The sequence below is a fragment of the Paenibacillus sp. OAS669 genome (assembly GCF_014873645.1).
Taxonomy (GTDB): Bacteria; Bacillota; Bacilli; order Paenibacillales; family NBRC-103111; genus Paenibacillus_S; species Paenibacillus_S vulneris.
Genome location: NZ_JADBDR010000019.1, coordinates 70,207 through 86,496, shown reverse-complemented (window position 1 = coordinate 86,496; position 16,290 = coordinate 70,207). Strand labels below are relative to the sequence as shown.

Here is a 16,290-nt window from a genome sequence, read left to right as displayed (position 1 = left end):
GGGTTGTCTATAATGGCTGGTGTAAGCGGTGTGACCGGCACTGTCCGATCCGCCGCTCCATCCATACGGCCAATGTTTCTGCTAAATCCTCTTTCTCTACGGACTACTCAAAATTAACCTTCAGAAAAGCTCGAATCACCATCAATAAGGCTATTAATAATAGCACTAAATTTTCGACTGAAAAAGCTAACCAGTACTCTCTCTTTCTAAGCACTCCGAAAGGATTAGCAGCTAGAAAAATTGCAGCAGCGCCATACAGCAAAGCTACGTTGATGCGATTCGTAATGTCGGACCAGCAAAGAAGGAATATAAAGAAATAGATGATAGAAATTAGAACGTTCTTGAACCCGTATACTCCCAAGCTCGGATCTGTCCAAAAATTGCTGCGTTCCGGCACGTCTCTTACAAAGCTGCCAAGGTTTCTGGTGAGGAACAGCCTATCATAAAAATTCGGGGAACGAGAGTACATGAACTGGACAGTTGGATACATAACGACCAGGACAGCTCCTAAGAAGCCTAGCGATTTAATCAGTATGACCAAATAGGAAATCCAGTATGAAATCCAAAACATCATGCTGCACCATCCTTGTAAGCAATATGCTGGGAAACCTAGCAGACGACATACGTCAACGACAATTATACCATATTCATCCAAAAGGGAACTTTATAATCATAGTAATATCGAGCTCATTCTTGCCGGTTCCTTTCTATTGATAGAACGGCGTGATGAGTCCATAGCGGCTTTAAAGCGGCTGTATGACCAATTGGAGCCTGGCGGACGGCTTATCCTGGATAGTATATAACACAATATAGAGGTAATCGATATGAAGTTATCGAGAGAAAGAGCTGAACAACTGGCGCTTGAATATGTAAATGAAGAAACGAATGAAAACTTCAAATTGGTGCTAGTTGATGTGGAAATTTCGAAAATTTCTCCAAAATATTGGGCAGCAACTTTTGAGGTTAGAACTTCCGAAGGGCATATTTGAATTTACCACGTACTCAAGGAAGAGTTCCCTACAAACCATCAGAACATTATACATCAAATTTTATAAGTATTAACAAATCCCGAGCCAATCCCGATAATTGGGCTGTAGCTTTCGAAATCAGAACAAAAACAGGCAGTCTCCTAGAAGGATCTGTTTTTGTAATGGTAGATGATAGTACTTCTGAGGCTTGGTTTTTTTGGTTAATTAAATTGTTGATGACTTTGCTTATTTTACCTTGATTGGTTTCGTACCTTTCAAGGTTTCTTTCTTTGCAGCTGGGGTTGCGTGATGAACCGAGGGAGGCGACTTCCTGGTCGACCTCCCAGCAAGCATTTAGTGGCATTAACCTGGTGCCCTGCCAATGACTGTCGACAGCCGACCGCTGGGCGGAAGGAATTGGCTCGACGTTAGGTCTAGAGTCTATTCCTGGCCTGACAATTACTTAAAGATTTGCCGAAGTGGGACCCCATGCGTAATAAATTTGCTAGAATGTTGAAAGAAGTTCGAGCATTATTTAACGATATTAAAAGGGTGTCAAATGGCGCGAATACATACAATGATTGTTTGTATAGGAGGAAATATGTCATTTATATTAGTAGAGCGTGAAAAAAGACCAATAAAATTAAGACGGAAGAAGGTCATACCATCAACAATATCAGTTTTGAACAGGGACACATTAGTAGATGGCGAGTATATTGGTGTAAGGAGCCATCAGCGAGTAAACCTGCTAAATCATGGTGGATCATTACTCGCTGCGCCTGAATTTAGAGATGCGTATTACATTAGTAATATGATTCCAGCAACACTAGATGAAGGAGCTGCTCAAATTGAAAATGATGAGGTATTTGTCGACGAAAAAAAGCTATCGAAGGTAAAGCGATACTCATTTGAAAATTACATTTTTACAGATGTGTGGAAGGATACTTTTAATTCATTTTGGGTACCTTGCTCATTTTCTGTTCAAAACCACAGAATAGGGAGTGGATGGTTGAAAGTCTCTACAAAAGAGATAATACTGTTAGAGGGTTCGATACCGAGGCAGTCAAATAATATTCTGGTTAATTTTCTGCTCTCTTTGTGGGATACTAAGAATGAAGTGATGCTGGATAACCTAAAGGAAATCGGTTTTTGAAACTAGTCTGTCTGTTGATAAAATGATATAGGCTTACTCCAACTTGCTGATAAGGAGGAGTGAGCCGTTTTTTGTATCTCATAGTTAAGGAAGAAGAAGCAATTCTACTATTAAATTTTCATAATTGTTGAAGCATCCTTCATTGAGGATGAAACAAAAATGGTCGCATTAAATCGTTATGCCATTATTGATATAACACATAAATCAGCGGTTTTAATAGAGGACCGCATCTAGGGTGGCGACTTCCTAGTTGATGCAGTGCCAAGCATTCAGTGGCAATAACCTTGTGACCGGCCAATGATTGTCGACAGCCGACCGCTGGGCGGAAGGAATTGGCTCGACGTTAGGTCTAGTGCCTATTCCTAGCCTGAAGCACGGCGGGAAGTATGCGGGCAAGGGGCATCTGTAGAACTTTGGGAGAGGAAATTATGTCAAATGATGAAGTGAAATGGGTTTGTGAAAGGATGATATATCATTATGAATGGAGAAGAACTTCAAAAGCTAAAAGAACTGTTATACAGTGAGGATAACAGCAACATTATTTCAGAAATCAAAAAAATGAATCCTCTGGAACTCCATATCTTTGTCGCTAACTATAACTGGAACAGTGGCTTTGAAATACCTAAGGCTATACTAGATAATGGGAATTGTGATTTAGGGACTGGTCTGCTGTTGTTTTATCGTGCTGATGGTTATCGTGTACTCGAATCTAAAGATGCTGTTACTGAGTCTTCCCTAAGCGATTGGAAGAAGTTTATTAGTAACTTGTTCGATAAGATTGTTGCTGGCGACTTCCCAAATAAGATGATTTCTTTTACACCGCCACTAACAAAAGTGCAAGCCTTTAAGTTGAGAAAATCAAACTCTGGTATTCCTGAAATATTTTTTGATAAATCTCCTGGTGACGATGTAGAAATTCCAGTCCTCTAGTATGTGTCGTGTGAGACATGCGAACAAACATCATGATGAAATTGGCTGTCTCGCCGCACCATACACCACTAATTAAGCGGGCGGGGAATAACGAAGCCAAGCAAATTGGCCAATCAATGATTACTGGGTAAATTGAACTTGGTTGATTAGTGTGAGGGGATACGCTATTGTAAATCATTTGGGTTTTACCGTGACTTTATCCAAAGCTACCATACAGATAAGGACTAAAGATATGAATGAAAATGAGTGTATAAAGGAGAAATAGAGTTTTACAACAAATTGCTGATAGAGCTATGGCCGGAGAAGAAGTGTACTGTCCAAAGTGTGTTGAACTGCTTATCATAAATAAATTGGGTAGCGGGAAACATCCTTCTGTTTTTTGTCCTAATCACGATTTCAAAGTAATTATTGACTATAAAGAGAACAACGTGGTTGAAAATTTGGGTTTGGATAAAAAATAAATTATCTAAGTTTGAAGTGTCAATACGTAATCCTTTAAGAGAATAGGGGGGTGAACATGTATAACTTACTATTAATTAAAGAAGAATGCCCTAGATGTGGGGAGATTGTTAATACAGAAGCCGAATTTAAAATGGGTATGATGAATCTGGATACCTACAAATTGGGGGACACATTAACATGGGCGACAGGGCAGTGTAAGCCTCCGCACCAGAAAAGACCACCTGACGGAAGTTCAAAAGGCGAGGGATATGTCTGTTGTCCTAATTGTGATAAAGATTTTTGGGTAGTCATAAGGGTTGAACATGATACTATTGTCGATGTAAAAGTAGATAATACTAAGACAGGTTATATAAAATAATTTTCAAAAGTTTCTACCTTGATAGGCTTCGTGCCTTTTAAGGTTTTCTTTTTGGTGGGGGCTACCTAGTCTGACCGGTACGCATATGTGAACGGCAACCCGGTTTCGTACATCGACCCGTTTGGGTTAAGTCGCGACGGCGATACATCCCCATGGATCAAGGGAGGCGATTTCCTGGTCGATGCAGTGCCAATTGTAGGCACGATTAAAGGATTCCAGCAGGCATTTAGTGGCATTAACTTGGTGACCGGCCAACGATTGTCGACAGCCGACCGCTGGTTTACCACGTACTCAAGGAAGAGTTCCCTACAATGATTTGACACAATTTAATGCACCTGAACAATTTGTATTCGATTTGCTCTCTAATTCCAATAAACGATGGAATATGTTAAATGAAAGTGAGAGACAACATGCTATTGATTACATTTTGGATTTTGGAGGGATTCGATGACTGAAAATGAAGCAAAGCGAATAGCGCTAGAGTTAGTAGATAAAAATCCATCAGAACATTATACATTTAATTTCATTAGTATTAACAAATCCCGAGCCAATCCCAATAATTGGGCTGTAGCTTTTGAAGTCAGAACAAAAACAGGCAGTCTCCTAGAAGGACCCGTTTTTGTAATGGTAGATGATCGTAGTTCTGAGGCTTGGTTTTTTGGTTAATTAAATTGTTGATGACTTTGCTTATTTTACCTTGATTGGTTTCGTACCTTTCAAGGTTTCTTTTTTTGTAGGGGGTGTATGATGAATCAAGGAAGGCGACTTCCTGGTCAACGCAGTGCCTATTGTAGGCACTCTAAAAGGCTTCCAGCAAGCATTTAGTGGCATTAACCCGGTGAAAGGCCAACGATTGTCAACACGACCGTTGGACGGAAGGAATTGGCTCGACTTTAGGTCTATTGCCTATTCCTGGCCAGAAGCACGGCAGAAAGTATGCTACTAAGGGAATTGTTGACGCGGAGCAGAGTGTGGAGCGGTGGGACTCGACTCGGCGGTAAACTATACGGTGAAAAAGACTTAGGATTGTTAGGGAAATATCTCGAAAAAAGAGGAGCAACTCTTAAGGTTGGAGATGAGCATTTGCCGCCCAATAAAGGCGGTGCATTTGATGGCTCGACTGGAACACTTTATCTTAGAGGTAATTCGACACAATATGAAGTTTGGCATGAACTTTCACACTATCTATAATATAAGAAGCTTGGGAAAGAGGCATATTCCAATTTACCGCGTACTTACGGACCAGTGCCTATGGATGACTTAACAAAATTCAATGCTCCAGAGCAATTCGTATTCGATATGCTTTCAAACGGAAAAAGGTGGAATATGTTAAATGATTCCGAGCGGGGGCATGCAAGCTGGTATATAGATAATTTTGGAGGTATTCGATGAGTAATGAAATAAAAGAAGTCACTGAAGAAGATGTAAAAAGGATTGCACTTGAATATATTTCACAGAACCCATCTTCAGCATTTAAACTAACACTAGTGAACGTCAATAAAAGTAGTAGCCGATATCCTTGTTGGTCAGTTATCTTTGAAATGCGAAACCAAGATAGAAATATCGTAGATGGTCCCTTAGTTTTAGGAATAGACGAATACGGCGAAGTCATTTTTGTTGGTTAGTAGTTTAAAGAAGGTGGTAATTGGAGACCCGATTACCACCTTCATTATTCCTAAGTTAAAATTACAACTTAGGGAACGGGTAATCCTACATCAAGAAATCCAATTTTTGCTGATAGTAGTTTCTTGATTGCCGCAGCTGAAAAAAGTGATACAAAAGCCCTGAATATTATTCGTGACGGGAAGACTTATATTACACCTAATGAGTTCCTTAACGTTAGTACCACCGCCCAAAGGAATTCACGTAAAGCATTTTTACAACAAGAAGGTGTAGAAGTCTTTGGAGGGTCACAAGCAAAAGCAATTTCAGAAACTCAGGAGTTTCAGCAAATCTTTAGTTTAATTAAATCATCGCATGGACGTGGTGATGCTGCTCTGGGGGCTTAGAAACTCAATCTAAGTTTGAAGTGCCAATACGTAATCCTAGAGATCAAGGGTTAGCACCTAATGAAAATTCAAACCAAAGGAAAGGAAGAATGGATTTATGGAACAGTGGGAATATAAGACACTTAAGTTTTTTACAAAAGGATTCTTTGCTGGAGGAAAGTTAGATTTGGATGAGTTTGACAACGAAATCAATGTAATGGGTTCTAATGGATGGGAACTGGTGTCCTGCTTTGATACTAGTCAACATCAAGGATCGTCTAGAGAAGTTATTTGTGTATTCAAAAGAAGGAAGTAGATATTAACGTCGCCAGACGATTGCGAGACCGACCGGCCGTTGCCCAGTAACCGAGGCGTTGCTTGCTCCAAGCATCCGTCTATCTGAATTTCAATATCAAGACAAAATCAGACTACTTATGAAATGAATGAAATTTCTGCTTCGGGAATGCGTTTATGGAGTGAAACCTGGGGGGAACATCTGAAGCACGTCGATGATGGCGAAACCTCGTGTAGGTTCAGCTGTTCTATAATTGTTCTAACCGGATTGGAATGCCTGTTAATCTCAAATCAATTGCATTCATCTATAGGTTCACTGCCGCCACGAACAAAAACACCTCCAAGATTGTGTCCATATCTTACGACATGGTTGCATCTTCTTGAAGGTGTTTTCATTTGTTTCACTCCATGGGGTCAATCCCAAGCCTGCTCACGTTAGAATACTTCCTTCAATTTCTTCACATAATTGGCGCGAATGAACAGGAAGTACATGATCTGAATGACCGCGAATGTGCCAAGCACAAGCGCGGATTCCTTGAACAAATTGACGCCGAACGTATTTTGCAGCGTATTCAGCGCCACCGCTCCGTGCACGACGGCCACGACGATCGGCACGAAGAATAGCAGACCGATCTGCGTCGACACAATCTTCGACAGCTCGGCTTCCGTCAGCCCCAGCTTCGTAATGGCGCGGTACTGCACACGATCATGGGGCAGGTCGGCATACAGCCGGAAGTACAGGAAGCTGCCCGCGGCGACGTAAAACACCGCTCCGATGAACAATCCGGTTAACAAGATTTGACCGAACGATTGGTTGTTTTCGTTCACTGCGTAGGAGCGCGACATAAAGTCGAACTCTTTGCCGCCTTCAGATAGCTGCGTGACCAGCTGTTTGGATACGGCCAAGGTTCGCTGCCAATCCTTCACGTCATACACAAAGGAGATGGAATCATCCTTCGACTCCGGCAGCGCCTGGAAAGCGGCATCGGAGACAACGGCGAAATCGTAAAACTCCAGCTGCCGCAGTTGAACCGGCATGACATTCTCCCCGGTCACGGCGAATCCGCCGACTCCCGGCACATCGATCTGCTTCGTTAGGCCGCGAGTCTGCCCGCCGAAGCCCATATCATCGGGATAAAACAGCAGGGCTTCTTTGTCGGCCACGGCGACATGGGTATTCAATAAAGCATTGTAATCGGCCGCAGAAATGAATTTGTACTTCTTTTTCGTCTGCGCGTCAGTAATCGCCTTTTTGTGGATAATGAACGGTTGATAATCGATGCCTTCATTTTTTAACGCTTGCTCGATTAGCGCCGTATGCTCGTTCTGCTTGCTGTTGCCGGCATAGGATTCGTATTTGAAGGTCGGAAGTGCTTCGGACAGCTGTCCCGTAAACATCGATTTCATCCCCACCAGCGTGCCGATGGCGCAGAAGGCTACGGTCGAAATCATCGCCACCAGGAAAAACATCCGCGCATTATCTTTCATGCGGTAAGCCAAGTCCGACAGCGTGATCATATTCGTCTGGCTGCGGTACAGGCTTTGCTTGGTTTTCAGCTTGTTGATAACATAGACGCTCAGTTGCGTGAATAAGAAATAGGTACCAATGCTGACTATAACCACAACCGGGAGCAGAGCCAACAATACGAGCGCTCCCTTGACAATGAACGCGACGGCGTAGCCGAGGGCGATCAGCGCGGCCGCCAGAATAGCCAGCAGCATGGAGGCTTTGGGCTCGGGCTTCGGCTTGGCCGTTCCCTTCAGCAGGTCTATGAGCGAGCTGCTGCGCAGAATAACGGCGGTGAACAGCGAGATGAATACAAACAGCAGCGTGAACGCCACGAACGTAAACAAGGCCGCCCTGACCGGCCAATAGAACGTAAGCGGACGCTCCAGCGTCAGGAGCGACGTCCCCAGCATCAAGATGCCTTTGGAGAGCAGCAGCCCGACGATAATGCCCGATACGGTCGAAGCCAAGCCGATGATGACATTTTCCAAGAAGACCAGCCGCCGCAGCTGCAGATCCGACATCCCGTGCATGAGGCAAATGCCGAATTCTTTCTTACGCGACTTCAGAAACGCACTCATTGAATACAAGATAAAGAAAAATGTGAATACATAAATGATATATTGTGATACATCCATGCTTGTTTGAGCGCCCTGGCCGTACGAGCCTTTATCGGAGAAATCCAGCTCCGGATGGAATGCCAGCATCGAGTAGACGAAGAAGATCATCACAGAAAACGCGCTGCTGAAAAAGTAACCGGCATACAGCCGTTTATTACGGACGACGTTCTTAAAGGCGAACTGACGAAAGTTCATCGGGCGTCCCCCCTAAAGACGTTAATACGTTCATAATATCCTCGAAAAATTCCTGCCGACCGTCCATACGCTGCAGCTCCCTGTACAACGTACCGTCCTTGATAAAAATAATCCGGTCACAGTAGCTGGCCGCCTGAGCGTCATGCGTCACCATCATCATCGTCGCGCCGTCTTCCTTATTCAGCTTCTGCAGTGTCTCCAACACATCCTTGGCCGCCTTGGAATCGAGATTCCCCGTCGGCTCGTCGGCCAGAATCAGCTTCGGGTCGTGGATAATCGCCCGGGCAATGGCCGTCCGCTGGGATTGACCGCCGGAGATTTCATACGTACGCTTGTTCAAAATATGGGAGATGCCAAGCTTGTCCGCGATCCGGTTCACCCGCTCGTCCTGCTCCCGGATACTGACATTTTCCAGCGTGAGAGGGAAAATAATATTTTCCTTCACCGTCAATGTGTTTAGCAGGTTGAAATCCTGAAAGACAAAGCCGAGCTCGCGTCGGCGGAATAAAGCCAGCTGATGCTTATTCAGCGAGAACGCGTTCTTCCCATCAATGTGCACTTCCCCGGAGGAAGGCTTGTCGATCGTAGAGATGACATTGAGCAGGGTGGTTTTGCCGCTGCCGGACGGCCCCATGACGCCGACAAATTCTCCCTTGCGCACCGTCAAGTTCAGGTTCGACAGCGCTTGATACGTGACTTGGCCTTCGTAGACTTTGGATACATTGCGAACTTCCAGCATGGTAAATCAACACGCTCCTTTTTGAAATGGATTCTATATTCACACAGTACCCGTTTCGAAGCCAAGCAGCCATTGATTTACCTTACACAACCTTTCAATTTTGTCATGTTGGGGATCGGTGATTGTCTATGGATTTGCTGATAGAAATGGCCTGCAATCACCTGGACCTAAGTCGGGGAATGATTCAATCCGCGGGTCCAGTGCGGCGTAACGCTCGTTCATGGTAAATTAAGTATGCTCCTACAACGGGCAAACGAGATATGATGGATCGATCGGGGGATTAACAATGAAGAATGAGACTATCAAAGGGAAGCTGCTTATCGTGGCAGGGGTTGTCATCCTTGCAGCTTTCTGTGTTAACGAGTATGGCTTCGCCAAAAATCTGTTCTCTTGGAGCACCAAGCCTGTCCATATAGAGAAATCGGTCCAAGCAGCGGAGCTTCGCCATTTGCTAGTGGATACGGATAGCGCAGATGTCAATATCATTAATGGATATTCCGGGGATATAGAAGTCCGATTGGACGGAAATGTAAAGCAGGAAGCTGTGGATCGCGTTCAGCTGAAGGTAGAGCCTCAAGGGGATACCTTGAAGTTGAAGGTGGAGAACCCGGATGGCTTCCAGCTGGGATTGAACTTCTCGGGTTTGAAGCTGACCGTAGAATTGCCGGAGCTGGATTGGCAGACCGTGAAGGTACATACGGAAAGCGGAGATATCAGCCTGGAAGAGATGAAGGGAAAGACTGTTAATATTTCGGCAAGCAGCGGAGATATTACGGTGAAGGACGTTGAATCCGGACAATTGACGTTGGAAGCGAAATCAGGAGATATTGTAACGCAGGATTATACGGCTGATGCTTTGATTTTTCAAACGGGAAGCGGGGATGTGAGGCTAGTTAACGGGCAGTCCTCTATCCAGGGAGAGACCCAATCGGGCGATATTGTTGTGAAAGTAAACGATTTGGACAAGGACGTGAATCTTAAAGCTGAGAGCGGCGATGTGAAGGTTTATCTGGAGAAGGAGCCTAAGTCGTTAACGGTTCAGTATAATGGGGGTTCAGGCAGCGGACAAATCGGCTGGGATGGAGTAACTTATGTGGAACGGGGGGAGGACGACCACAGGCTGAAAGGGGTTTTCGGAGCCGGGGAGACTCATCTGAAGGTTCGTACGGGATCGGGGGAGTTCTGGCTGGGGCAGCAGTAGTCACTTCGACGCGACAAGCATCTGCTCTACAAAACGAAGCTGGGCATACAATTTATTAGGAAAGGCTGTTAGTGAAATGTATATCATATTGATTTACCTGATTATCCTAAATGCCGCTGGTTTTTTCATGATGGGGTATGATAAGGTTCAATCCCGAAGAGGAGGCCGGCGCATTCCCGAGAAGCGTTTGATGACCCTTGCTGCAGCGGGGGGCGCTCTCGGGACTTGGGCTGCGATGAGGCTGCATAGACACAAGACCAAGCATATGAAATTCGTGGCGGGAGTTCCGCTGCTATTTCTATTGAATGTTGTATGCATCTATTACGTATATAAGTTGATTTCATAGGTGACGGGCTTTGGCACCAATCGGAACGCAGGCTATAAAATACATAGCTCGAGAGGCGATCATCGTTAGTCATTTATCACCAGCTCGTTATTGTTTGGAGCGAAGCATTTTGGGACAATGGATGGCAAGAGCTATTGTATACAAAATAGGAACTGGGATGATTGCCGTTGCGTACACGCATCAACTATTTGCTTGCTATGATAGTAACCATAATTTTAGGTTTAAGCTCGAGGAAATTTTCCGCTCTGCTGCCCGAATGGATCGCCGAGAATGCCGGGGATATGCTGTGGGCCGGTATGGTTTATTTTGGCTTCCGGCTTTGCTTCATCAAGAGGGGATTATTATGGGCAGTTGGAAGCAGTATCTTGTTCAGCTTCGCCATCGAATTCAGCCAGCTCTATCAGGCGGAATGGATCGTTAATCTAAGGAATACGGTACTAGGTGCGCTGGTGCTGGGAAAAGGATTTCTGGCGGTGGACCTGGTCCGGTATATCTTCGGCATTGCGATCGCGTACTGCCTGGATTATTGCGTGCTGTATCGTAAAAAAAGAGGGGCCGAACGAGAGACGGATGATTCTCGGAAGTAAAAGAAAAACCGCCCACACAGGGCGGATGATTTGTATCATCGGCCTTAAGGCCGTTTCGCATGATATAGCACGTGCTTCTCCAATGGATGATCTTTTGCAACTCTGGGATGATCGAAGAATTTTATAAAGTTCATTCCGATTTTGGTCATTACGTTTTTGGAAGGAGTATTCACCTCGGCTGTAAAGCTGTACACTTCATCGAACCCCAGCTCTTGAAATCCGTATTGTAAACAAGCCTTCGCCCCCTCGGTGGCATACCCCTTGCCCCATGCCTCTTGCTTCAAACGCCATCCGATTTCGATGCAAGGCGTAAAATCGGCCGCAAAGGCTGCCCGCCGAAAGCCTATAAACCCTACAAATGCTTTGGTTTCCTTCAATTCCACAGCGTACAACCCAAACCCACATTCCTCGAATTCAGATAGGATCGATGTATAGAAAGCATCGGTTTCATCGGCGGACATGGTTTTGGGAAAATACCTCATGACCCGTTCATCTGCGTTGAGTTGGCGAAAAGGCTCCAGATCGGTTTCCTCCCAGTCACGCAGCAGCAGTCTCGATGTTTCTATGTAGATCATGATATACCTCCGAACAAGGATCTTACTCCGTTACTTTGGGAAAATAAATTTCCGTGATTCCATGGGGCTGCAAGGTTTCGTTAAAGGTTTCAAATCGGGCTTTCGCGATATCCAGTCCGTATTTCTTTTGATGAGCCGGGGTGCAGAAAAATTGCCAAAAGGAACAAATGTATTTTTCCTCGAATCGAAATACGACATATTCTTCATCAGGTAGATGCAAAGATACCATTCCCTCAGGAATTTCTTCCGGCTGGTCCATATTCAATCCTACTGTCATCCTGGATCCATTCTCATGAATCAGCATATACGTGTTCTCATCCAAGGGTCCTCTAATTTCATGTTTTCTTGCATCCAGTCTAGCGAATAGCTGCTTCTCGTCTTCATAAGATTGGGGCAATGGATTTTGTACTCCAACAAACCATCTTTCTTGGAAACGTTCCGTTCGTGTACTCCAGAGCGATTCCATGTCTACCGTCTTTTGTTCGGACATTGGCATCACCTTTCTTTTATTTTTTTATGTGAAAATCGGGGTGAGCAGTTTTAGCAAGCAAAAACGGAAAATCAGCAGTCCTTCAAATCATTGCGCCAATTACCAGATCCTGTATTTTATTATAGCGTCTTGACGGTGGACAGAACATCTTTTTTTTGGATTCTTCAAGCGGCTGTCGTTGCTCCTCTAAGATGCTGTTGTTAAGAAGAACCCCTTGCTTAATGCCCATCAAAGAGGTTATTCTTACCACAATGGCGATAAAACCAAGCATGGATCGGTCGCTCAGCTGAAATAGATAAAGGAGGGCTTACATTGAATTGTCATCTTGCCCTATATCGTACGGAATGGGACGCCGCCGTTCGCGGTCTGGAGCTGGAAGAGGAGCAAAAGAAGTTTGTTGCGCTGCCAAGCGCCGTTATCGATTTGTCCCTGGAGGACGCTGCCCGGCATCCGGTTGTGATTCTCATGGATGAAGAGCCCGCAGGATTTTTTGTGCTGCATCATAGTGAGGAGTTTCAAGCCTTGGCAGGCAATGAGAATGCTCTGCTGCTGCGTGCTTTTTCCATCGACAGGAACCATCAAGGGAAAGGGCTGGCAGGAATCGTGATGAATCAGCTGCCTGAATTTGTGATCCGGCATTTTCCCGAGGCGAATGAAATCGTGCTTGCCGTTAACGAGAGCAACACGATTGCGAAGCGATTGTATGAGAAGGCGGGCTTTCAATATAAAGGAATGACCAGAGCAGGCCGGAGTGGAAAGGAGCTTGTCCTTCATTATTCGCTGCATTAATAATCATACGGTTACGGGAACTGCTGGATGAAATGACTAATTGAGAATCATATCTGGAAGGATATCCAAGCGGGACGTCGAAAGCTTTGAAAAAAGTTTTCGGCGTTTTTGTTGTGTGCACAGTCCTAATTGGCATCTATAGAGTAAGGGGAGGTGAATTTCGGATGAAGCCCTGTGGCGATGCAGCGGAGCATGACGTTCCTAGCCCGGACGATGGGGAAATGGCGGAGCGTGCCCGAATGGGCGACATGGAAGCGTTCGGTGAGCTGATAGGGCGGCACAGGAGCAAAGCGCTCGGATTGGCGAACCAAATGGCCAAGGACAACGGATGGGCGGAGGATATCACGCAGGAAGCGCTTATCAAGGCGTTCCTGCATGTCGGAAAGCTTGTGAATCCGGAGCGCTTCGCCGTCTGGTTAAGGCAAATTGTAAAGAATGAGGCGTACATGAAGCTTCGTAGAGGAGGTCCGTACGGCAAGGAACTGCCGATCTCCAGCATCATCTCTGGCATGGACCCAGGCAAGCCGGCTGATCAAGAGGATGCATTGGAAAGACTGCTTACCCGTATGGGCGAGGAGCAGCAGGCGGAGTCCGAACCGCAGAAAGCGCTGCTGCGCAAGGAGTGGCTGTCCTTGTTCCGAAGCCTGCTTCCGTGCTTGAATGAGCGGGAGCGAGGCATGTTTGAGGCGTATTTCTTCCTGCAGCTGACAGCGGATGAGGTGGCGGAGCGCTTTGGAACGACTACAGGCAGCGTTCATACCTACTTGTACCGCTCCAAAGCCAAAATTCAAAAAAGAGTGCTGGCAAAAGGACAACGAAGCGATTGGATGACCCCGTCACAGGTGGTTCGGAAAAATGCCCTATCCATGCCGACAGGCATTCCGGATAGTAAGGATACGTATGCGGACCGGATCGGCAAGCTGCTGCGGGCAAGGGGCGAGGCTGTGACGGCGGCGGAGGTAATGGGGAGAAGCGGGCATGCGTTTCGACTGGCGGTGTCCAAGCTCAATACATACGCCGACGGGTTGTTTGTATTCGATTGGAAGCTGGACATCCGGGAGCTGGTCGGAGGCTACGGCTACGAGCCCGTCTTTTTGACGGGACAGCTGGAAGGGACGCCGGTCCCGGTCCGTCAGGTAGCTATGATGTTCGAGGTGGTTCCGGCGGATGAACAAGCCGTCATGTCATTCATAAGACGATTCATCGATTGCGGCTGTCCGGTGCTGTTTTTTGACACGTACGTTCAGCGTCCATTTGTATACGAGTGGAATTTGATTTATAGCTACAACGATATGGAACGGATCGTGGAGCTGACGGACGTGACGCCCCCTTATCGGAAAACGTTGAGTTATGAGGAGGTCGCTGCATCTCCGCTGCGATTTTTATGCGGACTGCAGAAAATGGGCCGGAAGACGAACGTTCACGATATCGGGCAAATCCTTCAACAAATCATCGGTCAAGCACGTGCAAAAGGAAACGAAGAGCATGCCTTCGGCATTCACGCCTACGGGCATTGGATTCGCCATCTGCATAGCGGTCCAAGGCTGGCTAACGCTTTTGGACATCGCTATTTGGCCTATACCAGCTCCAGTGCCAGAATGTTCGCAGGCCGTTTCTTACGATCGTTGGGTACGAACCGGCATGAGGAAAGCGTTCTCGGGGATGCAGCTGCTTTATATGAGGAGTCGGCGGAGTGCTTAAGGCAAGTCAGTGAAGCGGCCCCCCTGCTGGGCGAGTATGAATGGACTGCCCATAGCTTGAGGAAGGCGGCTGGCTGGCTCGACCAAGCTAGACAGGCGGAGGAGCAGGCGGTCCGGCTGTTGGAAGACTATGTGCAAGTATTAAGTATGAAAAATAAAAATCAGGGGGAATTAGGGTGAGCGCAACGAAAGTTCTTACTGTCATTACGCAGGCTAACGGAAAAGGCTTGGAGGCCTTGTACCAAAAGACGGATCAATTTATGGCGCGCCATGCCGGCATCGAGGTGCAAATTGAACAGGCGAACGGCAACTTCAATGTGTTGAACAAAATTAAAAGCGCTGAACCGGCGGATATTATCCATTTATCGGAGAGTGTGTTCGGACCGTATTTGCGCCAAGGGCTCATCCTGGACCTGATGCCCTATTTTCAGCAGGATGCTGAAATTTCCCCGGAGGACTTCCATGGAGGCGCTCTTGCCGGGCCGACCGATGACGGCAAGCTGGCGGCGCTGCCTGTCGATATTGCCGTACCTCTCATTTATTACCGCAAGAAAGCATTCGCGGAAGCAGGGATTGAGGAGCCGCATGATGGCTGGACCTTCGAGGAATTCAGGGAGATTGCAAGCCGTCTGACGAAGGACGAGCAATACGGACTGAGGCTTGGTGTCGACATCGAATGGTTCGAGCCGTTCGTCAAGCGAAGCGGCGGAGCCTACTTCTCGCCTGACGGAAGCACGGCGCAGGGCTATGTAGACGGCGAAGCGACGGCTGCGGCGCTGCAGATGATTGTCGACTGGTTCCGGGTGCAGCGTATCGTACCAATGCCGGGTATCGTCGGGGAAGGGGATCAAGCTTTTACTGAGCGGTTTGCCATGGTGTACGACTTTTCCTGGTGGATTCCTTTCGTAACGCATCAGCGCAAGGAGGAGTACGGTGTGGTGGGCTTGCCGCGATCGGCCGATGGGCAGGATACGACGATGATGTACATGGGCGGCTACGGGATATCATCCCGATGCGAGCATCCGGAGATGGCATGGGAGCTTCTGAAGGAGCTAGCCGTTCCGAAGGAGGGCTATCCGCTAAGTCAGCTGCCTGCAGCCAAATCGACTGCAGGGAGACTCGGTACAGCGAACCACCCGTTCTTGAAGGTGGCTCTTGCCGAGCTGGATAAAGCATCAAGAAGCGCCTTCTATGTAAGTCAAAAATGGAACGCCAACCGGGAGCTCGTGAAGCAGGATCTGATGAGCTGGATTACAGAAGGCGCAGAGATCCGTGCTTCGCTTCGCAAATGGGCGGAAGCTTTAAGGTAACACTTGGGACAAAGATGAAATAGTAGAGCTTACACTGCAACAAGAAGATATTGTAAGCCGTCTATCGTTACAGAAAGG

Annotated in this window: 20 protein-coding genes; 15 read left to right on the top strand and 5 right to left on the bottom strand. The window is 46.6% G+C overall.

Annotated features, from left to right (window positions below):
* Nucleotides 1–103: 103 nt before the first annotated feature.
* Nucleotides 104–574 (bottom strand): hypothetical protein, encoded by a 471-nt coding sequence (locus GGC63_RS30230; RefSeq protein WP_192705452.1) that lies wholly within the window; start codon nucleotides 572–574, stop codon nucleotides 104–106.
* Between the two features lie 250 nt (nucleotides 575–824).
* Between GGC63_RS30230 and GGC63_RS30225 the strand changes: the two genes are divergently transcribed.
* From GGC63_RS30225 to GGC63_RS30185, 9 genes are all read left to right on the top strand, one after another.
* The gene (locus GGC63_RS30225) at nucleotides 825–989 is read left to right on the top strand and encodes a hypothetical protein (RefSeq protein ID WP_192705451.1); all 165 of its coding nucleotides are present in this window, start codon (nucleotides 825–827) and stop codon (nucleotides 987–989) included.
* 580 nt (nucleotides 990–1,569) lie between these two features.
* Nucleotides 1,570–2,121, top strand: a complete 552-nt coding sequence (locus GGC63_RS30220; protein ID WP_192705450.1) for a hypothetical protein — start codon at nucleotides 1,570–1,572, stop codon at nucleotides 2,119–2,121.
* Between the two features lie 477 nt (nucleotides 2,122–2,598).
* A complete protein-coding gene (locus GGC63_RS30215; RefSeq protein ID WP_192705449.1) occupies nucleotides 2,599–3,051 on the top strand; it encodes a DUF4274 domain-containing protein in 453 nt (150 codons plus the stop codon).
* A gap of 517 nt (nucleotides 3,052–3,568) precedes the next feature.
* The gene (locus GGC63_RS30210) at nucleotides 3,569–3,871 is read left to right on the top strand and encodes a hypothetical protein (protein WP_192705448.1); all 303 of its coding nucleotides are present in this window, start codon (nucleotides 3,569–3,571) and stop codon (nucleotides 3,869–3,871) included.
* A gap of 87 nt (nucleotides 3,872–3,958) precedes the next feature.
* Nucleotides 3,959–4,186 (top strand): pre-toxin TG domain-containing protein, encoded by a 228-nt coding sequence (locus GGC63_RS35445; RefSeq protein WP_192705447.1) that lies wholly within the window; start codon nucleotides 3,959–3,961, stop codon nucleotides 4,184–4,186.
* Between the two features lie 132 nt (nucleotides 4,187–4,318).
* Nucleotides 4,319–4,537, top strand: a complete 219-nt coding sequence (locus tag GGC63_RS30200) for a hypothetical protein (RefSeq protein WP_192705446.1) — start codon at nucleotides 4,319–4,321, stop codon at nucleotides 4,535–4,537.
* 722 nt (nucleotides 4,538–5,259) lie between these two features.
* On the top strand, nucleotides 5,260–5,496 hold the full coding sequence (locus GGC63_RS30195; RefSeq protein ID WP_192705445.1) for a hypothetical protein: 237 nt from the start codon (nucleotides 5,260–5,262) through the stop codon (nucleotides 5,494–5,496).
* A 123-nt stretch (nucleotides 5,497–5,619) separates the two neighbouring features.
* Nucleotides 5,620–5,880: a hypothetical protein gene (locus tag GGC63_RS30190; RefSeq protein ID WP_192705444.1), complete on the top strand. Its 261-nt coding sequence runs from the start codon at nucleotides 5,620–5,622 to the stop codon at nucleotides 5,878–5,880.
* A 97-nt stretch (nucleotides 5,881–5,977) separates the two neighbouring features.
* On the top strand, nucleotides 5,978–6,175 hold the full coding sequence (locus GGC63_RS30185) for a DUF4177 domain-containing protein (protein WP_079912242.1): 198 nt from the start codon (nucleotides 5,978–5,980) through the stop codon (nucleotides 6,173–6,175).
* A gap of 413 nt (nucleotides 6,176–6,588) precedes the next feature.
* Here GGC63_RS30185 and GGC63_RS30180 read toward each other — a convergent pair whose 3' ends face one another.
* Both GGC63_RS30180 and GGC63_RS30175 read right to left on the bottom strand, forming a co-directional pair.
* Nucleotides 6,589–8,475, bottom strand: a complete 1,887-nt coding sequence (locus tag GGC63_RS30180; RefSeq protein ID WP_192705443.1) for an FtsX-like permease family protein — start codon at nucleotides 8,473–8,475, stop codon at nucleotides 6,589–6,591.
* Entirely contained in the window at nucleotides 8,450–9,214 is a 765-nt protein-coding gene (locus GGC63_RS30175; protein WP_192705442.1) for an ABC transporter ATP-binding protein, read from the bottom strand. Before GGC63_RS30175 ends, GGC63_RS30180 begins: the two co-directional genes overlap by 26 nt.
* Before the next feature lie 286 nt (nucleotides 9,215–9,500).
* Here GGC63_RS30175 and GGC63_RS30170 point away from each other — a divergent pair, with 286 nt between their 5' ends.
* From GGC63_RS30170 to GGC63_RS30160, 3 genes are all read left to right on the top strand, one after another.
* Nucleotides 9,501–10,415, top strand: a complete 915-nt coding sequence (locus GGC63_RS30170) for a DUF4097 family beta strand repeat-containing protein (protein ID WP_192705441.1) — start codon at nucleotides 9,501–9,503, stop codon at nucleotides 10,413–10,415.
* 76 nt (nucleotides 10,416–10,491) lie between these two features.
* Nucleotides 10,492–10,761 carry a DUF1294 domain-containing protein gene (locus tag GGC63_RS30165; protein ID WP_192705440.1) on the top strand — a complete coding sequence of 90 codons (270 nt, stop codon included), beginning with the start codon at nucleotides 10,492–10,494 and terminating at the stop codon, nucleotides 10,759–10,761.
* 167 nt (nucleotides 10,762–10,928) lie between these two features.
* A complete protein-coding gene (locus GGC63_RS30160) occupies nucleotides 10,929–11,348 on the top strand; it encodes a DUF2809 domain-containing protein (RefSeq protein WP_225948599.1) in 420 nt (139 codons plus the stop codon).
* A gap of 44 nt (nucleotides 11,349–11,392) precedes the next feature.
* On the opposite strand, the gene GGC63_RS30155 is transcribed toward GGC63_RS30160, so the two are convergent.
* Complete coding sequence (locus tag GGC63_RS30155) at nucleotides 11,393–11,923, bottom strand: GNAT family N-acetyltransferase (RefSeq protein WP_192705439.1); 531 nt, start codon at nucleotides 11,921–11,923, stop codon at nucleotides 11,393–11,395.
* A 22-nt stretch (nucleotides 11,924–11,945) separates the two neighbouring features.
* Nucleotides 11,946–12,413, bottom strand: coding sequence for a GyrI-like domain-containing protein (locus GGC63_RS30150; RefSeq protein ID WP_192705438.1), 468 nt, complete (start codon nucleotides 12,411–12,413; stop codon nucleotides 11,946–11,948).
* Between the two features lie 312 nt (nucleotides 12,414–12,725).
* On the opposite strand from GGC63_RS30150, the gene GGC63_RS30145 reads away from it, so the two are divergent.
* The 3 genes from GGC63_RS30145 to GGC63_RS30135 all read left to right on the top strand — a co-directional run bounded on the left by GGC63_RS30145 (nucleotide 12,726) and on the right by GGC63_RS30135 (nucleotide 16,212).
* A complete protein-coding gene (locus GGC63_RS30145) occupies nucleotides 12,726–13,202 on the top strand; it encodes a GNAT family N-acetyltransferase (RefSeq protein ID WP_192705437.1) in 477 nt (158 codons plus the stop codon).
* A gap of 164 nt (nucleotides 13,203–13,366) precedes the next feature.
* Nucleotides 13,367–15,082 carry an RNA polymerase sigma factor gene (locus GGC63_RS30140; RefSeq protein ID WP_192705436.1) on the top strand — a complete coding sequence of 572 codons (1,716 nt, stop codon included), beginning with the start codon at nucleotides 13,367–13,369 and terminating at the stop codon, nucleotides 15,080–15,082.
* Nucleotides 15,079–16,212, top strand: a complete 1,134-nt coding sequence (locus GGC63_RS30135; RefSeq protein ID WP_192705435.1) for an ABC transporter substrate-binding protein — start codon at nucleotides 15,079–15,081, stop codon at nucleotides 16,210–16,212. The genes GGC63_RS30140 and GGC63_RS30135 overlap by 4 nt, the downstream gene beginning before the upstream one ends.
* Nucleotides 16,213–16,290: the final 78 nt, after the last annotated feature.

Excerpts from the sequence above, each read along its gene's own strand:
- GGC63_RS30230 (WP_192705452.1), bottom strand. The coding sequence starts at position 574 with ATGATGTTTTGGATTTCATACTGGATTTCCTATTTGGTCATACTGATT.
- GGC63_RS30225 (WP_192705451.1), top strand. The coding sequence starts at position 825 with ATGAAGTTATCGAGAGAAAGAGCTGAACAACTGGCGCTTGAATATGTA.
- GGC63_RS30220 (WP_192705450.1), top strand. The coding sequence starts at position 1,570 with ATGTCATTTATATTAGTAGAGCGTGAAAAAAGACCAATAAAATTAAGA.
- GGC63_RS30215 (WP_192705449.1), top strand. The coding sequence starts at position 2,599 with ATGAATGGAGAAGAACTTCAAAAGCTAAAAGAACTGTTATACAGTGAG.
- GGC63_RS30210 (WP_192705448.1), top strand. The coding sequence starts at position 3,569 with ATGTATAACTTACTATTAATTAAAGAAGAATGCCCTAGATGTGGGGAG.
- GGC63_RS30200 (WP_192705446.1), top strand. The coding sequence starts at position 4,319 with ATGACTGAAAATGAAGCAAAGCGAATAGCGCTAGAGTTAGTAGATAAA.
- GGC63_RS30195 (WP_192705445.1), top strand. The coding sequence starts at position 5,260 with ATGAGTAATGAAATAAAAGAAGTCACTGAAGAAGATGTAAAAAGGATT.
- GGC63_RS30185 (WP_079912242.1), top strand. The coding sequence starts at position 5,978 with ATGGAACAGTGGGAATATAAGACACTTAAGTTTTTTACAAAAGGATTC.
- GGC63_RS30180 (WP_192705443.1), bottom strand. The coding sequence starts at position 8,475 with ATGAACTTTCGTCAGTTCGCCTTTAAGAACGTCGTCCGTAATAAACGG.
- GGC63_RS30175 (WP_192705442.1), bottom strand. The coding sequence starts at position 9,214 with ATGCTGGAAGTTCGCAATGTATCCAAAGTCTACGAAGGCCAAGTCACG.
- GGC63_RS30170 (WP_192705441.1), top strand. The coding sequence starts at position 9,501 with ATGAAGAATGAGACTATCAAAGGGAAGCTGCTTATCGTGGCAGGGGTT.
- GGC63_RS30165 (WP_192705440.1), top strand. The coding sequence starts at position 10,492 with ATGTATATCATATTGATTTACCTGATTATCCTAAATGCCGCTGGTTTT.
- GGC63_RS30155 (WP_192705439.1), bottom strand. The coding sequence starts at position 11,923 with ATGATCTACATAGAAACATCGAGACTGCTGCTGCGTGACTGGGAGGAA.
- GGC63_RS30150 (WP_192705438.1), bottom strand. The coding sequence starts at position 12,413 with ATGTCCGAACAAAAGACGGTAGACATGGAATCGCTCTGGAGTACACGA.
- GGC63_RS30140 (WP_192705436.1), top strand. The coding sequence starts at position 13,367 with ATGAAGCCCTGTGGCGATGCAGCGGAGCATGACGTTCCTAGCCCGGAC.